We start from the raw sequence: 15635 nt of genomic DNA, 5'->3' as shown, positions 1-15635 counted from the left end.
GCGTGAAAAACGCGTCATCCGGCAAGGGCTCGACCGGAGAGGCCATTATTTGGTCTCTTGCCGATATGATGCTGGTTGCCGGTGCCATGTCGGCATTGGTGAAGGCGCAAGGGGTCTCTTACCCGGCGTTTCAGCTTGTTTTTATCCGTGCGTTGATCGGGTTGATTTTTATTTTGCCGCTCATTTGGCGTGAGCGGCACCAGATGCTGCATATTCGCCACCCGTGGCGCAACTTAACCCGCATTGTCTGCAATGCTGTAGCACTGACAAGTCAGTTTTTTGCCTATGCCTTGATGCCGCTGGTGGTCGTCAATGCCCTGAGCTTTTCAAGGCCGCTGGTCACCATGCTGATGGCGGTGGTAATGTTGTCAGAAAAGGTCAGCCGTATTCAGTGGATTGGTGCTGGCATCGCCTTTGGCGGCGTGTTGATTATGCTTAATCCAAGCGGTGGCTTTGTCTGGAGCGTCGGCCTGGTGGCGATTGCTGTCAATGTGGTTTTCGGATCACTGGCGACTATTCAGACGCGCCAATTGCGCGATGAAAGCACTACAGTGATGATGGTGTTTTATACGGTGGGGCTGGTGGTGCTGACCGCTATACCGGCCGTTATCACTTGGCAGCCGGTTAAAACAGTTGATTGGATACCATTGATCGGCATTGGTTTGCTGGCACAAGCGGGGCAATATTGCTTTTTGCGTGCCTATCGTCTGGCCGACGCCAGTGTGCTTGCACCGGTCAGCTATCTTTCCATCGTGGTGATGGCGATAACCGGCTATGTATTTTTTGACGATATACCGGAACTCAAAATAATCATCGGCTCCGTCATTGTATTGGGTTCATTACAATTAACTTCTGTCTGGGAGCGTCGCGCTAAGAAACACCTCTGAAACATTGTTACAATGGTTCACTTTTTTGTTATGAGAATATAGTCCTTTTTGCGCAAAAACAGGACTTTTAAAGATCAAATTTACTTATATTTTTATGTATATTGGTAAAGTTTTTGCAGAATTTATTGACTTTCTTAAACCATTTACCTACTTGACCAAGAGATGGGCCGCATATCGAACCTCCCCCGGATTGTGCGGTTGAAACCATTTTTGTCAAATGAAGCTAAGTAAGTTTCTTACTAGTTCCGAATTTGGAGCAGAAAATTGAAAATTTCTACATTGTTCGCTACAGCTGCGATTGCTTTCGCAGCAGCATCCGCACCTGCACTGGCTGCAGATTTTGAAGTTAAAATGCTCAATAAGGGTGAAGGCGGCGATATGGTTTTTGAACCAGCGCTCACCAAAATTGCTGTCGGCGACACCGTAACTTTCGTACCGACCGATCCTTCACACAATGCGGAAAGCATGAAGGATATGATGCCAGAAGGTGGCACCACCTTTAAAGGCAAGATCAACAAGGAAGTAAAAGTTACTTTCGACAAAGAAGGTGTTTACGGCGTTAAGTGCCTGCCACACTTTGCAATGGGCATGGTTGCACTCGTCGTTGTTGGCGATGACCTGAGCAACATTGATACTGCTCCAAATGCAAAAATGCCACCAAAGGCAAAAGAACGCATGCTGCCATTGCTTGAACAGGCTGCTGCTAAGTAATTTTTACGGTTTCGTAAAAACAGTGCCGGAAGATGAAAATCTTCCGGCATTTTTTTTGAATGAATCTCTGCTGTTTAACTATAATTTATGCCATTTGTTATATTTTTAATGGTGATTAGCCTTCTATATAGTTCTATAGAGAATAAAGAACGGCTGTTTTTAATATAGTTAGAGGGGGGCGGTGTCATTTCAATAACCGCCGAGTGAGGTTCATTGAGTGATACCAACCATGACGGGTCGTTAAGGCCTGCGTTTGAAGTATCCCGTGCCCGTCTGCTGCTGTCACTGGCAGTTGTTATCGGCACTGCATCGGTTTTTGGCTTAACTTATAGTCTGACAGCGCCACTTGTTGCATTAGCGCTGACAGAGCAGGGCGTGACCGAAACGATCATCGGCATCAATGCCGCCATGCACGCGCTTGGGGTGTTGTGTGTGGCGCCCATGTTGCCGCGCTGGGCAAGCCGTTATGGCACGCGCAGGCTCATTATCCTTGCACTGATTATGACTGCTGTCTTATTGGCGCTTTTTCCGGCTATGCCAAGCTTTTGGCTGTGGTTTCCGTTGCGTTTTGGTCTTGGTATTGCCGCCGAAATTCTATTTGTGCTGACCGAGACATGGGCCAGCGAATTGAGCACAGATGCAACGCGCGGACGCATCATGGCCGCTTATACAGCTTTTTTATCGCTTGGTTTTGCCGGCGGGCCGCTGATCCTTTCTTTTACCGGTTATGAGGGTGTGCTGCCGTTTTTTATCGGTAGCGTGATTGCGCTGCTGGCACTGATTTTTATCTGTTATCGTGGTGTTCAGGCACCGGCGATGCAGCAAACACATAATCTGAATTTGCTTCGCTATATGCGTGCCGCACCTATTGCAATGGGCACGACAGGCCTGAACGCCGGCATTGAAACGGCTGGTTTGTCTTTCTTGTCTCTTTATGCGGTGCGTCTTGGTTGGAGCGAGCAGGGCGGCACGCATCTGATTACCATTTTGATGGTGGGAGCCATATTGTTGCAACTGCCGATCGGCTGGATTTGCGATAAAATGGATCGCTTCCGACTGATGGTGATTTTAAGTGTTCTGTCGATTGCCGGTGCGTTCTTCTGGCCATTCATTTTGCAATCCGGTTGGATTGCTTATCCGGCACTGTTTATCTGGGGCGGGGTATTTGTTGGAATTTACACCACTATGCTCGCCATTATCGGCAGCAAATTCCGCGGTACCGATCTGGTCGGTATTTATGCGGCAATGGGTCTGTTTTGGGGTGCCGGCGCACTGTTCGGGCCAACCCTTGCTGGTCTTTCAATGGATATGACTGCTCATGGTCTGCCGATTTTTGTCGGCATGGCCTGTGCGGTATTTCTCGGGTTTATTTTTTTCATTGGTCGCTTTGAAAAGACTATGGATGAGGCTACATCGTGATAAGAATTATGCTGCTTTTACTGGGGCGGGACATCATCCAGCATCATTGGAAAAAGCTTTTTGCGATTGGCCTGATCTGGTTTATCGCCGGTCTTGCCATTTTTATTGATGCGATTGATGGACATACATTGATACCGTCTTATGCCTTTGGTTATTTCTTGCTGCCAGAGGCGGTGGTGAGTGTCATTGCGGCTTTTGGCAGTTACGGCACCGCCAAGCAGATGCGGCTCTTTCAGGGTATTTTGTTATTTATCATTGCCATTCTGATTTTGATGTCGTCTTACGCCACCAATTTCATTCTGGCGATGATCTTCGGTATCAGCTTTCTTATCGATGGTGGTGTGCGCATTGGCAGTGCCATTGTGGTGCGTTATGCGCGCTGGAGAACGGGGATCATTGCCGGTCTGGTTGAAATTGTGCTGGCGATCTTTGTGCTGCAGCCATGGCCAACCTGGTATGAAGGCACTGTTGGTTGCAATGTTGGTGCGGTGATGATGATGGCGAGTGTGGGCGTTATCAGCATTGCTGTGCGTATTCGCCGGTTGAAACCGGGGGCATCGATTACCTCGATGTTCAAAGGCGAGCAATGCTTGTTTAATGGGGCGTTTGAAGAGGAAACGGCGCAAACCGAGCGTGGTGAGGTGATTGTGCATGTCTGGACGCCAACCGGCAATGCCACCACGCCGTTGCGTCAGCGCGCGATCAACCGCTATATCGCTGCGGTGGATGCGCAAGGGGTGATCTCAACCGGTCATGCGGCTTTGGAAATGCAGCCCGACATTTATATCAGCCATTATCCGGCGGTGGAGATCGACCGCTCACCGGATGAGTTTGGCCGGATTTTACGAGCAACCGTTGATAATGATGTGCCGGGACGCTTTTTATCTTCTTATCGTGAAGAGGCGGATGGCTGGTGTGAATCCACCGTCAAAGTGCGCCTTGTCGGTGCTGATGTGCAAAAACTGCGCAGCTATTGGAAGCGTTATAGTCAGGATACAACCTATAATCTGACCAATCGTAATTGCTCTTCATCTGTGGCACACGCGCTGGATGCAGCTTTTGAAGGTGGTTTTCGTGAGCGTCGCTGGCCGCTTTTGTCAGTACTTGGTGCTATATCCTATCCGGAGTTATGGGCAGCAGGTTTAATGCGTCAGCGGGCTGAAACAATGGCATGGACACCGGGGCTGGTGCTTGATTATGCGCGTGCGTTAAGTGCGCTGGTCAATCCGCCTGCGAGCACATGGCGGCGGTTGTTCCGGCTTAAAAGTGCAGAGATCAATAAATAAAAAAGCGGGCTGAAAAGCCCGCTTTATTTGTTTTATGCTGAAATCGAAAGGCTGCCCTTTGGATCTGGGATAACCACAATCTTACTGCCATCGCGCACATTGTCATAAAGATGGATGACATCCTGATTGAGCATACGGATACAGCCGGAGGAAACGGCCTTACCGATGGTCCATGCTTCAGGGGAGCCGTGGATACGATAAATAGTATCGCGGCCATCTTTATGGATATAGAGCGCGCGGGAGCCAAGCGGATTTTTAAGTCCCGGGCCCATACCGCCATTTTTAATGCTGTATGGTTCAAGTGCTGGCTGGCGGGCAACCATTTCATCCGGCGGTGTCCAGCGTGGCCATTTGCGTTTGTAGGCGATGATGGCATGGCCGGACCATGCATAGCCGTCACGACCAACACCAATACCATAGCGCATGGCACGGCCATTTTTCAGCACATGATAAAGATATTTATTAGGCGTGTCGACAATTACCGTGCCGGGCTTTTCATCGGTGAAATAATCAACTTCCGTGCGCCAGTATTTTTGCGGCACTTTGGAAACATCAACGGCAGGGATCGGAAAATCTTCATATGGCAATGCTTCATACATCGGCGGTACAGCGGCTTTAGCTGCTGTTTTGGCCGGTGTTACATCTGCTGCGGGGCGCATATTAGGATTGGTAGAAACGCAGCCTGAAAGCGTAATGGCACTGGCACCGATCAGAAAGTTTCTGCGGGACAAAAGCTGTGTCATGTTGTTGGTTTTATCTTTCATAGGGCTTTCACTTTAAATACAAAGGCAAACTTATGCTTGAGATCTGGGCTAACAAGCCGGAACAAGCTTAAGTGAGCCTTAAGATAAGGACGGCTGATGGCAGAAAAGACGAGCAAGTGCTGCCTGTGACTTATATGTCACGAATAGCGTTGCCGTAATGGCACAGTTTCAGTGCTATTATGGTTAAGCAAATATGAATGATAAATTTAAAGACCGATTTTAAAACAATGAGCCCTGATTGCTGTTGTCCTTCGGGGGGGCGGCAGGGCGCTTCGGTTTTGGCGCAGGCGATGGAATCACTGGTTTTGGCGTGACAGGCGCGCCATCTTTATGAGCGGTTGCTGCCACTTCGCCATCAGCAAAGCGCAAATTCAGCACCGCGCCATTATCAATATGGGCGGCCTGTTTGATCGGTTTGCCCTGATCATCAAAGACAATGGCAAAACCCCGCTCCAGCACACTTTCATGCGATAATGTCCGCATCAGGCGCTCCAGCTCGTGGCTGCGTCGCTTGAGGCGTTCAAAGCGCAAACCAATGGCCTGATCGCGGCGGCGGTCAAACTGGTTGAGGGACGCTTTATGTTGTGCCACTTCGCGCATGATAGGTTCAGCATTTAAACGGTTGGCGCGATAGGTGTAAGCGGTGCGCCGTTCACGCAAAAAACTTGCCAGAGCGCGCGGCAGTCGCTCGTTCAACTGTGTGGTTGCGCGTTTGTGTTCGGCAATTTTACGACGCAGCAAATGCGGCGAAAACTGACGCGCCACGCCTTCAAATTGCATTTTCTTATGTTGGGTCAGTGTTTGCAGGCTGCGCTCAAGGCGGCTGCTTATTTCATCAAAATGCCGGCGCGGCAGTGCCAGCAACTGATCGGCACCCGGCATGGCACGGCCAAGTGCCCGTTGCATCTGGCGACGCTGATCTAAATAACGGGACATGGCAGCAGAAAGACGTGCAGCATGGGACGCAAGGCTTGCCTGCAAGTCAGCGCGCACCGGAACCGCCATTTCAGCCGCCCCCGTCGGGGTAGGTGCACGCACATCGGCGGCCAGATCAATCAATGTCCAGTCGGTTTCGTGACCCACGGCGGAAATAACCGGAATGTGGGATGCCGCAACGGAGCGAACCACCACTTCATCATTAAAGCCCCACAGATCTTCCAGACTGCCGCCACCACGCGCCACGATGAGGAGGTCAGGCTGGGGAATGCCGCTATCAGGCTGAAGGCTATTAAAGCCATCAATGGCCGCAGCCACCTCAGCACCACTGGTTTCGCCCTGCACCCGTACCGGCCAGACCAGCACATGCAACGGAAAGCGATCGGTGATGCGATGGATGATATCGCGGATGACAGCGCCGGTCGGCGAGGTGATAACGCCGATCACTTTCGGCATAAATGGCAGGAGTTGTTTGTTGGCCGGATTAAACAGACCTTCAGCGCCAAGCTTGCGTTTGCGCTCTTCCAGCAGCGCCATCAAGGCGCCGGCACCAGCTGGCTCCATTTGTTCAATGACGATCTGATATTTGGAAGAGCCCGGATAGGTGGTAAGTTTACCGGTGGCAATCACTTCCATGCCTTCTTCCGGGCGGAAGCGCAATTTGCTCATCGAGCCGCGCCAAACCACCGCTTCCATGCGGGCTTTGTCGTCTTTTAGCGCAAAATACGCATGCCCTGATGAATGGGGGCCGCGATAACCGGAGATTTCACCGCGCACGCGCACATGGCCGAATTGCTCCTCAATCGAGCGCTTGAGTGCACCCGAAATTTCAGAGACAGAATATTCAGCCACGTTTGAACTGTTGTTTTTGGCAGTTGCTGCGGCTGGAGGCGGCGAATCGAACAGATTATTCATATGCCTATTGGCCAGTTTTTACGCTCCGGGGTCAAGCAGTGAGGCACATATATCACCAGTCAATCGCCAGATAATGTGCGTTGCTTTTCTTTTGTTTTTGGTGTGCGGCCAGATGATATTCAGGGTTGAGTGATGCAATCGGCGGTGCAGAGATTGTCTCAAGGCTTGCCACAATATGCTGCACCAGCGCATCCATAATGGCGGCTTGTTTGCTGGCACCGCGCAAAATGCCGATGCCGAATTTTGGCAAGGGCATAAAGCCTTCAGCCTCGGTCAGCACACGCATACCAGGGCGCAGCGCACATTCGGGAAGCACGGCAACAGCAAGCCCTGCCAATACCGCAGCACTCAGCACACTGGCCGACCAGCTGGTAAACAAGATGCGGTAATCGCGCTGGGCTTCCACCAGAGTATGAATGGCCGAGCGACGCCACGCACAGGTGGAACGCCCGACAGCAAGCGGCAATGTTTCCGCCTCATGAATATTATGGCTGGCTGAAGAAACCCATAACAGAGGTTCGGTGCGCAGAATTTCTGACGGATGCACCTGATCGCATTGGGTCACAAGTGCAAGATCCAGTTCACATTTTTTGATCAGTTCGTTGAGGTTCATTGATGGTTCGCAAACCACCGATAGTTCAATACGTGGATTGGAACGTGAAAAGCGAGCCATAATTTCGGGCAGAAATCTGTCAGCATAATCGTCCGGCATACCGATGCGGATATGACCTTCCAGCTGCTGATCGTCGAAAGAGGCAATGGCTTCCTGACTGAGGCGGAGCATGCGACGCGCATAGATCAACAGCTTCTGACCGTCTTCGGTCAGCCGGTTATTGCGGCCATCGCGTTCGAAAAGCGGTTTGTCGATGCGCTCTTCCAAGCGGCGCATTTGCATGGAAACCGCAGACTGGGTTTTAAAAATCATTTCTGCGGCACGCGTAAAACTGCCGCTGTCAGCAATTGCAATGAAGGTTTGCAGCTGATCCAGATCGAGCGGAGTATTCATTGCCTATATATCCGTTTTTATTATTATTGAACGGTGATAATCTATCTATTTTTGTGATAAATCAATGAGCATAATTGTAGCACAGAAAAAGGCCAGATCACCGGTGAGCGGTTGTCTGGCCTTCGTCAAAACAGAACTGATAAATTAAATCAGTATCTTAATAAGCATATTCGAGGAAAATCGGGTCGATGGAACCGCCCCAGACCGAGTTATATGCTTCCAGCATTTTTTCAGCTTCGGTGCTGCCGCGGGCGATAACCTCTTCCAATGGCGCGATGAAACAGGTTTCGTCGAAGCCGTCATTGTTGAGCTTGTTGCGGTTTTTCAGGCCGAGCTTGGAAATGGCCAGTGTCTCACGGGCAATTTCATGCAGCTTGTGGCCGCGGAACGGGCTGTGCAAACCCTGTGCCGGAACGATGTTGCGAAGTGCGAGCACTTCTTCATATGTCCAGTCTTTGGTGAGCTGCTCAGCTGCATCCAGCGCTTCTTCATCATAAAGAAGGCCAACCCAATAGGCAGGAAGTGCACAAATGCGACGCCAAGGGCCGCCATCGGCACCGCGCATTTCGAGGAAGCGCTTCAAGCGCACTTCAGGGAAAAGCGTGGAGATATGGTTTGCCCAGTCGCCCTGATTTGGCACCGGATCAGCAACTTCACCCTTCAATGCGCCATTCATGAACTGGCGGAAGGTCACATGGGTGCAGTCATGATAATGGCCGTCACGCAGGATGAAATACATTGGCACATCAAGCGCCCATTCGACATAATCGGCAAAGCCGAAATTTTCTGAGAAGACGAATGGCAGAACGCCGGAACGCTGATTATCGGTATCGCGCCAGATATCCGAGCGCCATGATTGCAGGCCGTTCGGCTTGCCTTCGGTAAACGGAGAGGCTGCAAAAAGGGCGGTTGCGACCGATTGCAATTTCATCGAAACCTGCATTTTGCGGCGCATATCCGTTTCGGACGAAAAATCCAGATTTACCTGAATTGTGGACGTGCGATACATCATGTCCAAGCCTTGTGTCCCCACTTTAGGCATATAATTGGTCATGATTTTATAGCGTGATTTTGGCATGACAGGGGTTTCTGCCAGTGTCCATTTCGGGCTGCCGCCGAGCCCTAGAAAGCGGATGCCGAGCGGTTCAGCAATTTCACGCACCTGCGCCAGATGCGCATTTACTTCGCGGCAGGTCTGGTGAATGCTCGATACCGGTGCACCTGACAATTCAAACTGACCGCCTGGTTCCAGCGAAATGGCACCCTGACCGGTTGGCTCGACGAGGCCGATAATATTGCCTTCGTCGATGATCGGCTCCCATCCAAGCTTGGCCTGCATGCCGTCCAGAATCGCCTTGATACCTTTATCGCCCTCATAAGGAACAGGGCTGTTTTCCTGAGCATAGAATGGAAATTTTTCGTGCTCGGTACCAATGCGCCATTTGTCTTTCGGCTTGCAGCCGTCAGCCAGATAAAGGGCTAAGTCTTCAACGCCCGAGATAGCTGTCTCGTCAGTTGTATCGCGCGCCATGCTGTCCGATCCTTAAATTAATAGATGCAATTAGTTGAGTGATAGGACGCAATTGTCAAATCAAGCAAGCCTATTTCGATTAAACTCTGTGTTGCGGAAAAATGTGACCTTGCAAAATCAGCATAGCTTACCAATCACCCAGCACGGCCTGAACAAGAGTAAGAGCCGCAACTGCTGCTGTATCTGCTCGCAAAATTCTGGGTCCTAGCGGGATTGAGGTCACAAAGGGTTGGTTATGCAGATATTGGCGTTCGCTTTCCGAAAAACCACCCTCGGGGCCAATAATAATTCCATAAACACCGCGTGGCAGTGCTTGCAACTGTTCTAAGGGGTTATTTGATTCGTGCCCTTCATCACAAAAGATCAGCGGAACGGATGTGTCCCATTGTTCTAAAAACGCGTCAAAGCGCAAAGCTTCACGGCACTCCGGCAGACTTAAATTGCCGCATTGTTCGGCAGCCTCTGTAGCATTGGACTTGATACGGTCTAGCCCAAGTTTTGGCACCTGCGTGTGCTGGGTAATGACAGGTTGCAAAACACCTGCACCCATCTCCACGGCCTTTTGCACCATGTAATCAAGGCGCCCTTGCTTGAGCGGAGCAAAGCAATAAATGAGTTTTGATGCTTCCGGCTGCACGCGTGTTTGCTCGGTGATTTGCAGGTTCAGGCGCTTTTTGCCCTCAGGTTTGAGGGTCGCCTTCCACTCACCATCACGGCCATTGAAAACCAGCACCTGTGCCTCTGCTTTCATACGCAGCACATGGGTCAGATAATGGGCAGCCTCAGTTGGTGCTTCAATCACCGCATCTGCGGCCAAATCAGCATCCAGATATAGTCGTTGCATTTTGTAATTTGCTCTCATGAAATTATCGATGGCAGAAAGCATCAGGGCAGGTCAAGAGCGGCTGGTGAGGATGGTAAAAGGAATCAATAGCTCAATACGCCAGTGCCGGTTTTAAAAAAATGCGCGCCAACTGCATGAGAGCCATGCGGATGATGAAAATCGATACGGTAAATTAACTACAAGGGAGCAGTTTTCGTTGCAAGCTTGCCACAGCCCCCCTGTTATTTCTGTCAGGCGCCTGAAAGAACTGCATAAGTGCTGTTGGTTTAGTTGCCGGTAATCTTTTTGAGATGTAACTGGCACATGATCTTTTCAAACAGGATGGCAAAGCCGCGTTTAGTCCGGTAGTCGTGATCCTGTTTGATAAAACCCAATTCCCCACATGACTTGATGCCCGAGAGTTTTAAAAGATGACCGTTAAACACGCGACTTTAGTAACCGTATTGATGCTTTCCGGTATAGTTTTCATGGCAGCAGGTATTTTTTCCGTAGATGCCGGTGATCAGGTTTCCAGCGACGGTTACGGCGTTTCGGTTTCACACCGTCATTAATCCTAATTTTTAAAGCCCTGTTTGCTTAATCGTCAACAGGGCTTTCTGTTGCGACACCTCTTTGCAGGGCGCGCAATTGAGCAGTTCTTTCGCGCATCATGGCGCGCTGCTTTTTATCCATCTGCACTTCCAGAAAACGAATATGAGAAGCAGCGGCTTTGGCGGCGGCTTCTTTGTCTGCAGCCATGATGGCGAGATAAATCGCTTTGTGCTGATCAAGCAGGCGGGTGGATGATTCCGCACTGTCATAGACAATGCTGCGATTATAAAAAACACCATCATTCAAAAGCTGATAGCAAGAGCGCAGTGTGTGCAAGAGCACAATATTATGGGCGCATTCGCCGATAGCATTGTGAAACTCGACATCCAGCTTTGCTTCTAATGCATAGTCTTTAGCCTGATGCGCTTTTTCCATGCCCTCCATCAAATCGGTGAGCAAGGCTTTGTCGGCGCTGGTGGCGCGCTCTGCCGCATATTGCGCGGCAATGCTTTCGATCTCGCGGCGATATTCAAGATAATCAGCTGCTGCTTTATGATGTGCTGGAAAAAGTTTTACGACCGGTTCGCTGAAAACCTGCCCGATGACATTGGCAATAGATGTGCCGTCACCATGACGCGTGACAACCAGACCGGAAAGCTCCAGCCGCTTTAGGGCATCACGCAAAATCGGGCGCGAGACATCAAATTGTAAGGCGAGTTCGCGTTCTGAAGGCAGGCGATCACCACCGCGCAGCACGCCTTCCAAAATCAGAGCCTCAATCTGGCGCACCACTTCATCCGAGGTTTTGCTCGATTTGATAGTGGTAAAAATCGTGGCGCTGTTGGTCTCTGTCATGGATCAAGCTTTACTTCATAGTCAGGTAGGGACAATTATTTCTTATGGTGTTCAGGGTAAATGCCGCTGTCCCAATAGGGGACAGTGCCATAAAGTTCAGCCAGATAATCAATGAACAAACGCACTTTGGCTGGCAGAAACTGGCGTGAGGGATAAACTGCATGGATCGCCACATTGCGCGAGGCTGTGTAGGCAGGCAGTACCTGCACCAGTTTACCGGCTGCAAGCTCAGGGCCAATATCCCATGTGGAGCGTTGGGCGATGCCAATGCCAGCCAGTACCGCTTCGCGCACCACTTCACTGGAATTGGTTTGCAACGGACCGGAAGGCCGCAATACGACAGGGCCGTCGGGGCCTTCTAAGCGCCACGCTTCATTATTATGCGGTGCCAGACAAGAATGCTGGTCTAAATCATCAAATGTCTGCGGCATGCCGCGTGTGGCAATATAATGCGGCGAGGCCACTAAAATGCGTGTGACCGGAGCAAGTCTGCGTGCCACAAGGGTCGAATCGGATAATTCGCCGATGCGGATGGCCAGATCATAGCCATCGCCGACAATATCAACCAGTTCATCCGACAGCATCATATTGATGGTGAGGTCGGAATTTTCCCGCATGAAGGGCTCAAGATGCGGGGCGATATGCATACGGCCAAAAGAGGTGGGAACTGAGATTTTTAATGTGCCGCGCGCATCTTGCGAGCGCCGGGCTACAAAATCTTCGGCTTCTTCAATGCCGGCCAAAATACCTAAGATCCGCTCATAATAGCCTTGGCCTGCTTCGGTCAGTGCAATCTGGCGGGTGGTGCGCTGCAAAAGTCTTGTGCCTAAGCGTTCTTCCAATCGGCTGAGGCGCTTGGAAACAACGGCGGGCGAAAGGCTCAGCTCACGCGCTGCCGCAGACATGCTGCCGCTTGAAACAACGCGCGCAAAAATTTCCATATCAGCCAGATTGCTCATTTCGCTCCGTCAGGATTTTAAAGTTAAGCCGGTTTGCCAGCTGAAAAGCAGTTGATGCCCGATGCACTTAAAAGGCAGATGTAAACTTAATCCTCCTATGAGTGCAAGTGATCTGGTTTTCATGCACCTCACAACAGGCTAAACTGCTTTATAATAAAGGGGAGTGAGGCAGTTTGTCCGCTGGTAAAATTAATTTACCACTTGACGGCGAGCGTGCCAAATGCACTTTGGCGTGAGGAGGCTTTCATGAGTGGATTGGTAATGCCTGCGCTTGACGAAAAAGTCATGGCGCGTCGCGATGAAATTATTGCAGCTTTGCGTGCGATTGTGCCCAATAATGGTTTGGGTGAAGGTGTTGTCGACAGCACCAATGCGATGCGCGTTTTTGAAAGCGACGCGCTGACCGCCTACCGGCAACTGCCTTTAGTGGTGGTTTTGCCGGAAACGGTTGAGCAGGTGTCGCAGGTTTTGCGCTATTGCTATGAAAATTCGATCCGTGTTGTACCGCGCGGCGCTGGCACTTCGCTTTCCGGCGGCTCCTTGCCTTTAGGCGATGCGGTGCTTTTGGTGATGTCGCGCTTTAATCGCATTTTGCAGGTCGATTATCCTAACCGTGTCGCCGTTGTGCAGCCGGGTGTCACCAATTTAGGTATTACCAAAGCGGTGGAGCATGAGGGCTTTTATTATGCGCCTGATCCATCCTCCCAGATTGCCTGCTCTATCGGTGGTAATGTTGCCGAAAACTCCGGTGGTGTGCATTGCCTTAAATATGGCCTGACCGCTAATAATGTGCTCGGCCTTGAAGTGGTGCTGATCAGCGGCGAAGTGCTGCGCATCGGTGGCAAACATCTCGACAGTGAAGCCTATGACATGCTGGGGCTGATGACCGGCTCGGAAGGTTTGCTGGGCGTGGTGACGGAAGTTACCGTGCGGATTTTGCAAAAACCGGAAGTAGCACGCGCTGTGCTGATCGGATTTCCATCCAGCGAGCAGGCAGGTGTCTGTGTCGCAGAAATTATCGGCGCCGGTATTATTCCGGGCGGTATGGAAATGATGGATCGTCCTGCCATCAAAGCGGCAGAAGATTTTGTTAAAGTCGGCTATCCGCTGGATGTGGAAGCTTTGCTGATTGTGGAGCTCGATGGCCCGCCGGTTGAAGTGGATTATCTGATTGAAATGGTGGAGGCGATTGCGCAGCGCAATGGCTCAACCACATGTCAGTTGTCGCGCTCCGAAGAAGAGCGCAATGCTTTCTGGGCAGGGCGCAAGGCGGCTTTTCCGGCGGTCGGGCGCATTTCGCCGGATTATCTCTGTATGGATGGTACAATCCCGCGCAAAGCCTTGCCGGAAGTACTGGCAGGTATGCGTGAAATGTCAGTGCGTCACGGGCTTCGTGTCGCCAATGTGTTTCATGCCGGTGACGGCAATCTGCATCCGCTGATCCTCTATGATGCGAATATTCCGGGGGAATTGCAGGCAGCCGAAGAATTCGGAGCTGATATTTTGCGCCTTTGCGTCAAGGTTGGCGGTGTGTTGACCGGTGAGCATGGCGTAGGCGTTGAAAAGCGTGACCTGATGCCGGAAATGTTCAACGAGGTTGATCTTGATCACCAGATGCGGGTGAAATGCGCATTTGACGAGAAACATTTGCTCAATCCGGGCAAGGTGTTTCCGCAACTGCGCCGTTGTGCCGAGCTTGGCCGCATGCATGTGCATCGTGGTGCACTGGCATTTCCTGATTTGCCGCGTTTTTAAGCCGAGAACATTATGACGATTTTTCATCCCAAAGACGAAACAGCCGTTGTTGAACTGGTTAAACAGGCCGTAGGTTCGGGCGAAGCGCTTGAAATCATTGGTCAGGGTTCCAAACGTACGCAAGGCCGTGTGATTGCAACCGAGCATGTGCTTGATATGTCGGCTTTAAGCGGCATCACTTTATATGAGCCGGATGAGCTGGTGATCAGCGCCAAGGCTGGAACACCGCTGGCAGAGATTGAAGCATTGCTTGCGCAAAACAATCAGTCCTTCCAGTTCGAGCCGATGGATTATGGCCCTTTGCTGGGGCAACCCTCGGGGCAAGGCACCATAGGCGGCATGCTTGCCACCAATTTGACCGGCCCGCGCCGTATTAAATCAGGCTCTGCCCGTGACCATGTTTTGGGTGTGCGGGTGGTATCGGGGCGTGGTGAATTGTTTAAATCCGGTGGCCGTGTGGTTAAAAACGTGACCGGTTATGATCTTTCCAAAGGCATGGCCAATTCATGGGGCACTTTGGGCGTATTGACGGAAGTGACTTTTAAAGTGCTGCCGGTGCCGGAAACCTTTGCCACATTGGCGGTGCGCGGGCTTGATGATGAGCAGGCTGCCCGCATTATGGCGATGGCGATGGGCTCGCGTGAAGAGGTTGCCTCTGCTGCGCATTTGCCGGTCAGTGTTGTCTGGCGGTTTTTAGGCGGTGCTTTGGGGGCGGAATCCGCCACTGTTTTGCGGCTTGAGGGCTTTGCACCATCGGTCAAACATCGTTGCAAGCAGCTGCAAGAGCTGCTCGGCGGCGAAATAGAAGTGCTGGATGAGGCGCAATCCGTCACGCTTTGGCGTGAAATCAGGGATGTTTTGCCTTTCGTCGATCAAGGCAGTCGCGCGGTTTGGCGTGTATCCATGACGCCGATGATGGCACATCAGATGGTGGCAGAACTACGCCTTCACACTGGTGTTGACGCTTTTTATGACTGGCAGGGCGGCTTGGCCTGGCTGCGTATGGAAGCTGACCCGGAAGCGCTGTTATTGCGTAAACTCATTGCCAAATATGGTGGCGGTCATGCCACTTTGGTACGTGGAACTGAGCAAATGCGCGCGAATTTAGATGTGTTTGAGCCGCAGCCAAAAGCCTTGGCACTGCTGAGTGAGCGGTTGCGGGGGCAATTTGACCCCGAGCGTATTCTCAATCCGGGTCGTATCTATCCGTTTGAAAATCAGGCCGGAGCTTAAAAC

The 15635-nt window shown here is 51.2% G+C and carries 14 protein-coding genes; 7 read left to right on the top strand and 7 right to left on the bottom strand.

Annotated elements, in window-relative coordinates; genetic code table 11:
• The first annotated feature begins 65 nt into the window (after positions 1–65).
• The 4 genes from FHS77_RS04800 (at position 66) to FHS77_RS04785 (ending at position 4303) form a co-directional block, all read left to right on the top strand.
• Positions 66–887: a DMT family transporter gene (locus FHS77_RS04800; protein WP_184221237.1), complete on the top strand. Its 822-nt coding sequence runs from the start codon at positions 66–68 to the stop codon at positions 885–887.
• A gap of 264 nt (positions 888–1151) precedes the next feature.
• Complete coding sequence (locus FHS77_RS04795; RefSeq protein WP_374786209.1) at positions 1152–1598, top strand: pseudoazurin; 447 nt, start codon at positions 1152–1154, stop codon at positions 1596–1598.
• Positions 1599–1811: 213 nt separating this feature from the next.
• On the top strand, positions 1812–3017 hold the full coding sequence (locus FHS77_RS04790; protein ID WP_184220841.1) for an MFS transporter: 1206 nt from the start codon (positions 1812–1814) through the stop codon (positions 3015–3017).
• Complete coding sequence (locus tag FHS77_RS04785; protein WP_184220838.1) at positions 3014–4303, top strand: protease; 1290 nt, start codon at positions 3014–3016, stop codon at positions 4301–4303. Before FHS77_RS04790 ends, FHS77_RS04785 begins: the two co-directional genes overlap by 4 nt.
• Before the next feature lie 32 nt (positions 4304–4335).
• Here the strand turns inward: FHS77_RS04785 and FHS77_RS04780 are convergent, their stop codons facing one another.
• From FHS77_RS04780 to FHS77_RS04760, 5 genes are all read right to left on the bottom strand, one after another.
• Positions 4336–5067 (bottom strand): L,D-transpeptidase, encoded by a 732-nt coding sequence (locus tag FHS77_RS04780; RefSeq protein ID WP_184220835.1) that lies wholly within the window; start codon positions 5065–5067, stop codon positions 4336–4338.
• Between the two features lie 219 nt (positions 5068–5286).
• The gene (gene xseA / locus FHS77_RS04775) at positions 5287–6918 is read right to left on the bottom strand and encodes an exodeoxyribonuclease VII large subunit (protein ID WP_184220832.1); all 1632 of its coding nucleotides are present in this window, start codon (positions 6916–6918) and stop codon (positions 5287–5289) included.
• 52 nt (positions 6919–6970) lie between these two features.
• A complete protein-coding gene (locus FHS77_RS04770) occupies positions 6971–7924 on the bottom strand; it encodes a LysR substrate-binding domain-containing protein (RefSeq protein WP_184220829.1) in 954 nt (317 codons plus the stop codon).
• Positions 7925–8081: 157 nt separating this feature from the next.
• Positions 8082–9455 (bottom strand): glutamate--cysteine ligase, encoded by a 1374-nt coding sequence (locus tag FHS77_RS04765; protein ID WP_184220827.1) that lies wholly within the window; start codon positions 9453–9455, stop codon positions 8082–8084.
• A 127-nt stretch (positions 9456–9582) separates the two neighbouring features.
• The gene (locus tag FHS77_RS04760) at positions 9583–10317 is read right to left on the bottom strand and encodes a 16S rRNA (uracil(1498)-N(3))-methyltransferase (RefSeq protein WP_343060954.1); all 735 of its coding nucleotides are present in this window, start codon (positions 10315–10317) and stop codon (positions 9583–9585) included.
• 392 nt (positions 10318–10709) lie between these two features.
• Here FHS77_RS04760 and FHS77_RS04755 point away from each other — a divergent pair, with 392 nt between their 5' ends.
• Positions 10710–10850: a hypothetical protein gene (locus FHS77_RS04755; RefSeq protein ID WP_184220821.1), complete on the top strand. Its 141-nt coding sequence runs from the start codon at positions 10710–10712 to the stop codon at positions 10848–10850.
• A gap of 25 nt (positions 10851–10875) precedes the next feature.
• Here the strand turns inward: FHS77_RS04755 and FHS77_RS04750 are convergent, their stop codons facing one another.
• Together FHS77_RS04750 and FHS77_RS04745 are read right to left on the bottom strand one after the other, a co-directional pair.
• Positions 10876–11685 (bottom strand): FCD domain-containing protein, encoded by an 810-nt coding sequence (locus tag FHS77_RS04750; RefSeq protein ID WP_184220819.1) that lies wholly within the window; start codon positions 11683–11685, stop codon positions 10876–10878.
• 35 nt (positions 11686–11720) lie between these two features.
• Complete coding sequence (locus FHS77_RS04745) at positions 11721–12644, bottom strand: LysR family transcriptional regulator (protein WP_184220816.1); 924 nt, start codon at positions 12642–12644, stop codon at positions 11721–11723.
• Between the two features lie 246 nt (positions 12645–12890).
• On the opposite strand from FHS77_RS04745, the gene FHS77_RS04740 reads away from it, so the two are divergent.
• On the top strand, positions 12891–14399 hold the full coding sequence (locus tag FHS77_RS04740; protein WP_184220813.1) for an FAD-linked oxidase C-terminal domain-containing protein: 1509 nt from the start codon (positions 12891–12893) through the stop codon (positions 14397–14399).
• Positions 14400–14411: 12 nt separating this feature from the next.
• Complete coding sequence (gene glcE, locus FHS77_RS04735; protein WP_184220810.1) at positions 14412–15632, top strand: glycolate oxidase subunit GlcE; 1221 nt, start codon at positions 14412–14414, stop codon at positions 15630–15632.
• Positions 15633–15635: the final 3 nt, after the last annotated feature.

Source organism: Paenochrobactrum gallinarii (assembly GCF_014205685.1).
In the GTDB taxonomy this organism is placed as follows: domain Bacteria; phylum Pseudomonadota; class Alphaproteobacteria; order Rhizobiales; family Rhizobiaceae; genus Paenochrobactrum; species Paenochrobactrum gallinarii.
Note: the sequence above shows the minus strand (reverse complement) of the source record. Positions and strands in the feature narration are given on the sequence as shown.

Excerpts from the sequence above, each read along its gene's own strand:
- FHS77_RS04800 (WP_184221237.1), top strand. The coding sequence starts at position 66 with ATGATGCTGGTTGCCGGTGCCATGTCGGCATTGGTGAAGGCGCAAGGG.
- FHS77_RS04780 (WP_184220835.1), bottom strand. The coding sequence starts at position 5,067 with ATGAAAGATAAAACCAACAACATGACACAGCTTTTGTCCCGCAGAAAC.
- xseA (WP_184220832.1), bottom strand. The coding sequence starts at position 6,918 with ATGAATAATCTGTTCGATTCGCCGCCTCCAGCCGCAGCAACTGCCAAA.
- FHS77_RS04770 (WP_184220829.1), bottom strand. The coding sequence starts at position 7,924 with ATGAATACTCCGCTCGATCTGGATCAGCTGCAAACCTTCATTGCAATT.
- FHS77_RS04765 (WP_184220827.1), bottom strand. The coding sequence starts at position 9,455 with ATGGCGCGCGATACAACTGACGAGACAGCTATCTCGGGCGTTGAAGAC.
- FHS77_RS04760 (WP_343060954.1), bottom strand. The coding sequence starts at position 10,317 with ATGAGAGCAAATTACAAAATGCAACGACTATATCTGGATGCTGATTTG.
- FHS77_RS04755 (WP_184220821.1), top strand. The coding sequence starts at position 10,710 with ATGACCGTTAAACACGCGACTTTAGTAACCGTATTGATGCTTTCCGGT.
- FHS77_RS04750 (WP_184220819.1), bottom strand. The coding sequence starts at position 11,685 with ATGACAGAGACCAACAGCGCCACGATTTTTACCACTATCAAATCGAGC.
- FHS77_RS04745 (WP_184220816.1), bottom strand. The coding sequence starts at position 12,644 with ATGAGCAATCTGGCTGATATGGAAATTTTTGCGCGCGTTGTTTCAAGC.
- FHS77_RS04740 (WP_184220813.1), top strand. The coding sequence starts at position 12,891 with ATGAGTGGATTGGTAATGCCTGCGCTTGACGAAAAAGTCATGGCGCGT.
- glcE (WP_184220810.1), top strand. The coding sequence starts at position 14,412 with ATGACGATTTTTCATCCCAAAGACGAAACAGCCGTTGTTGAACTGGTT.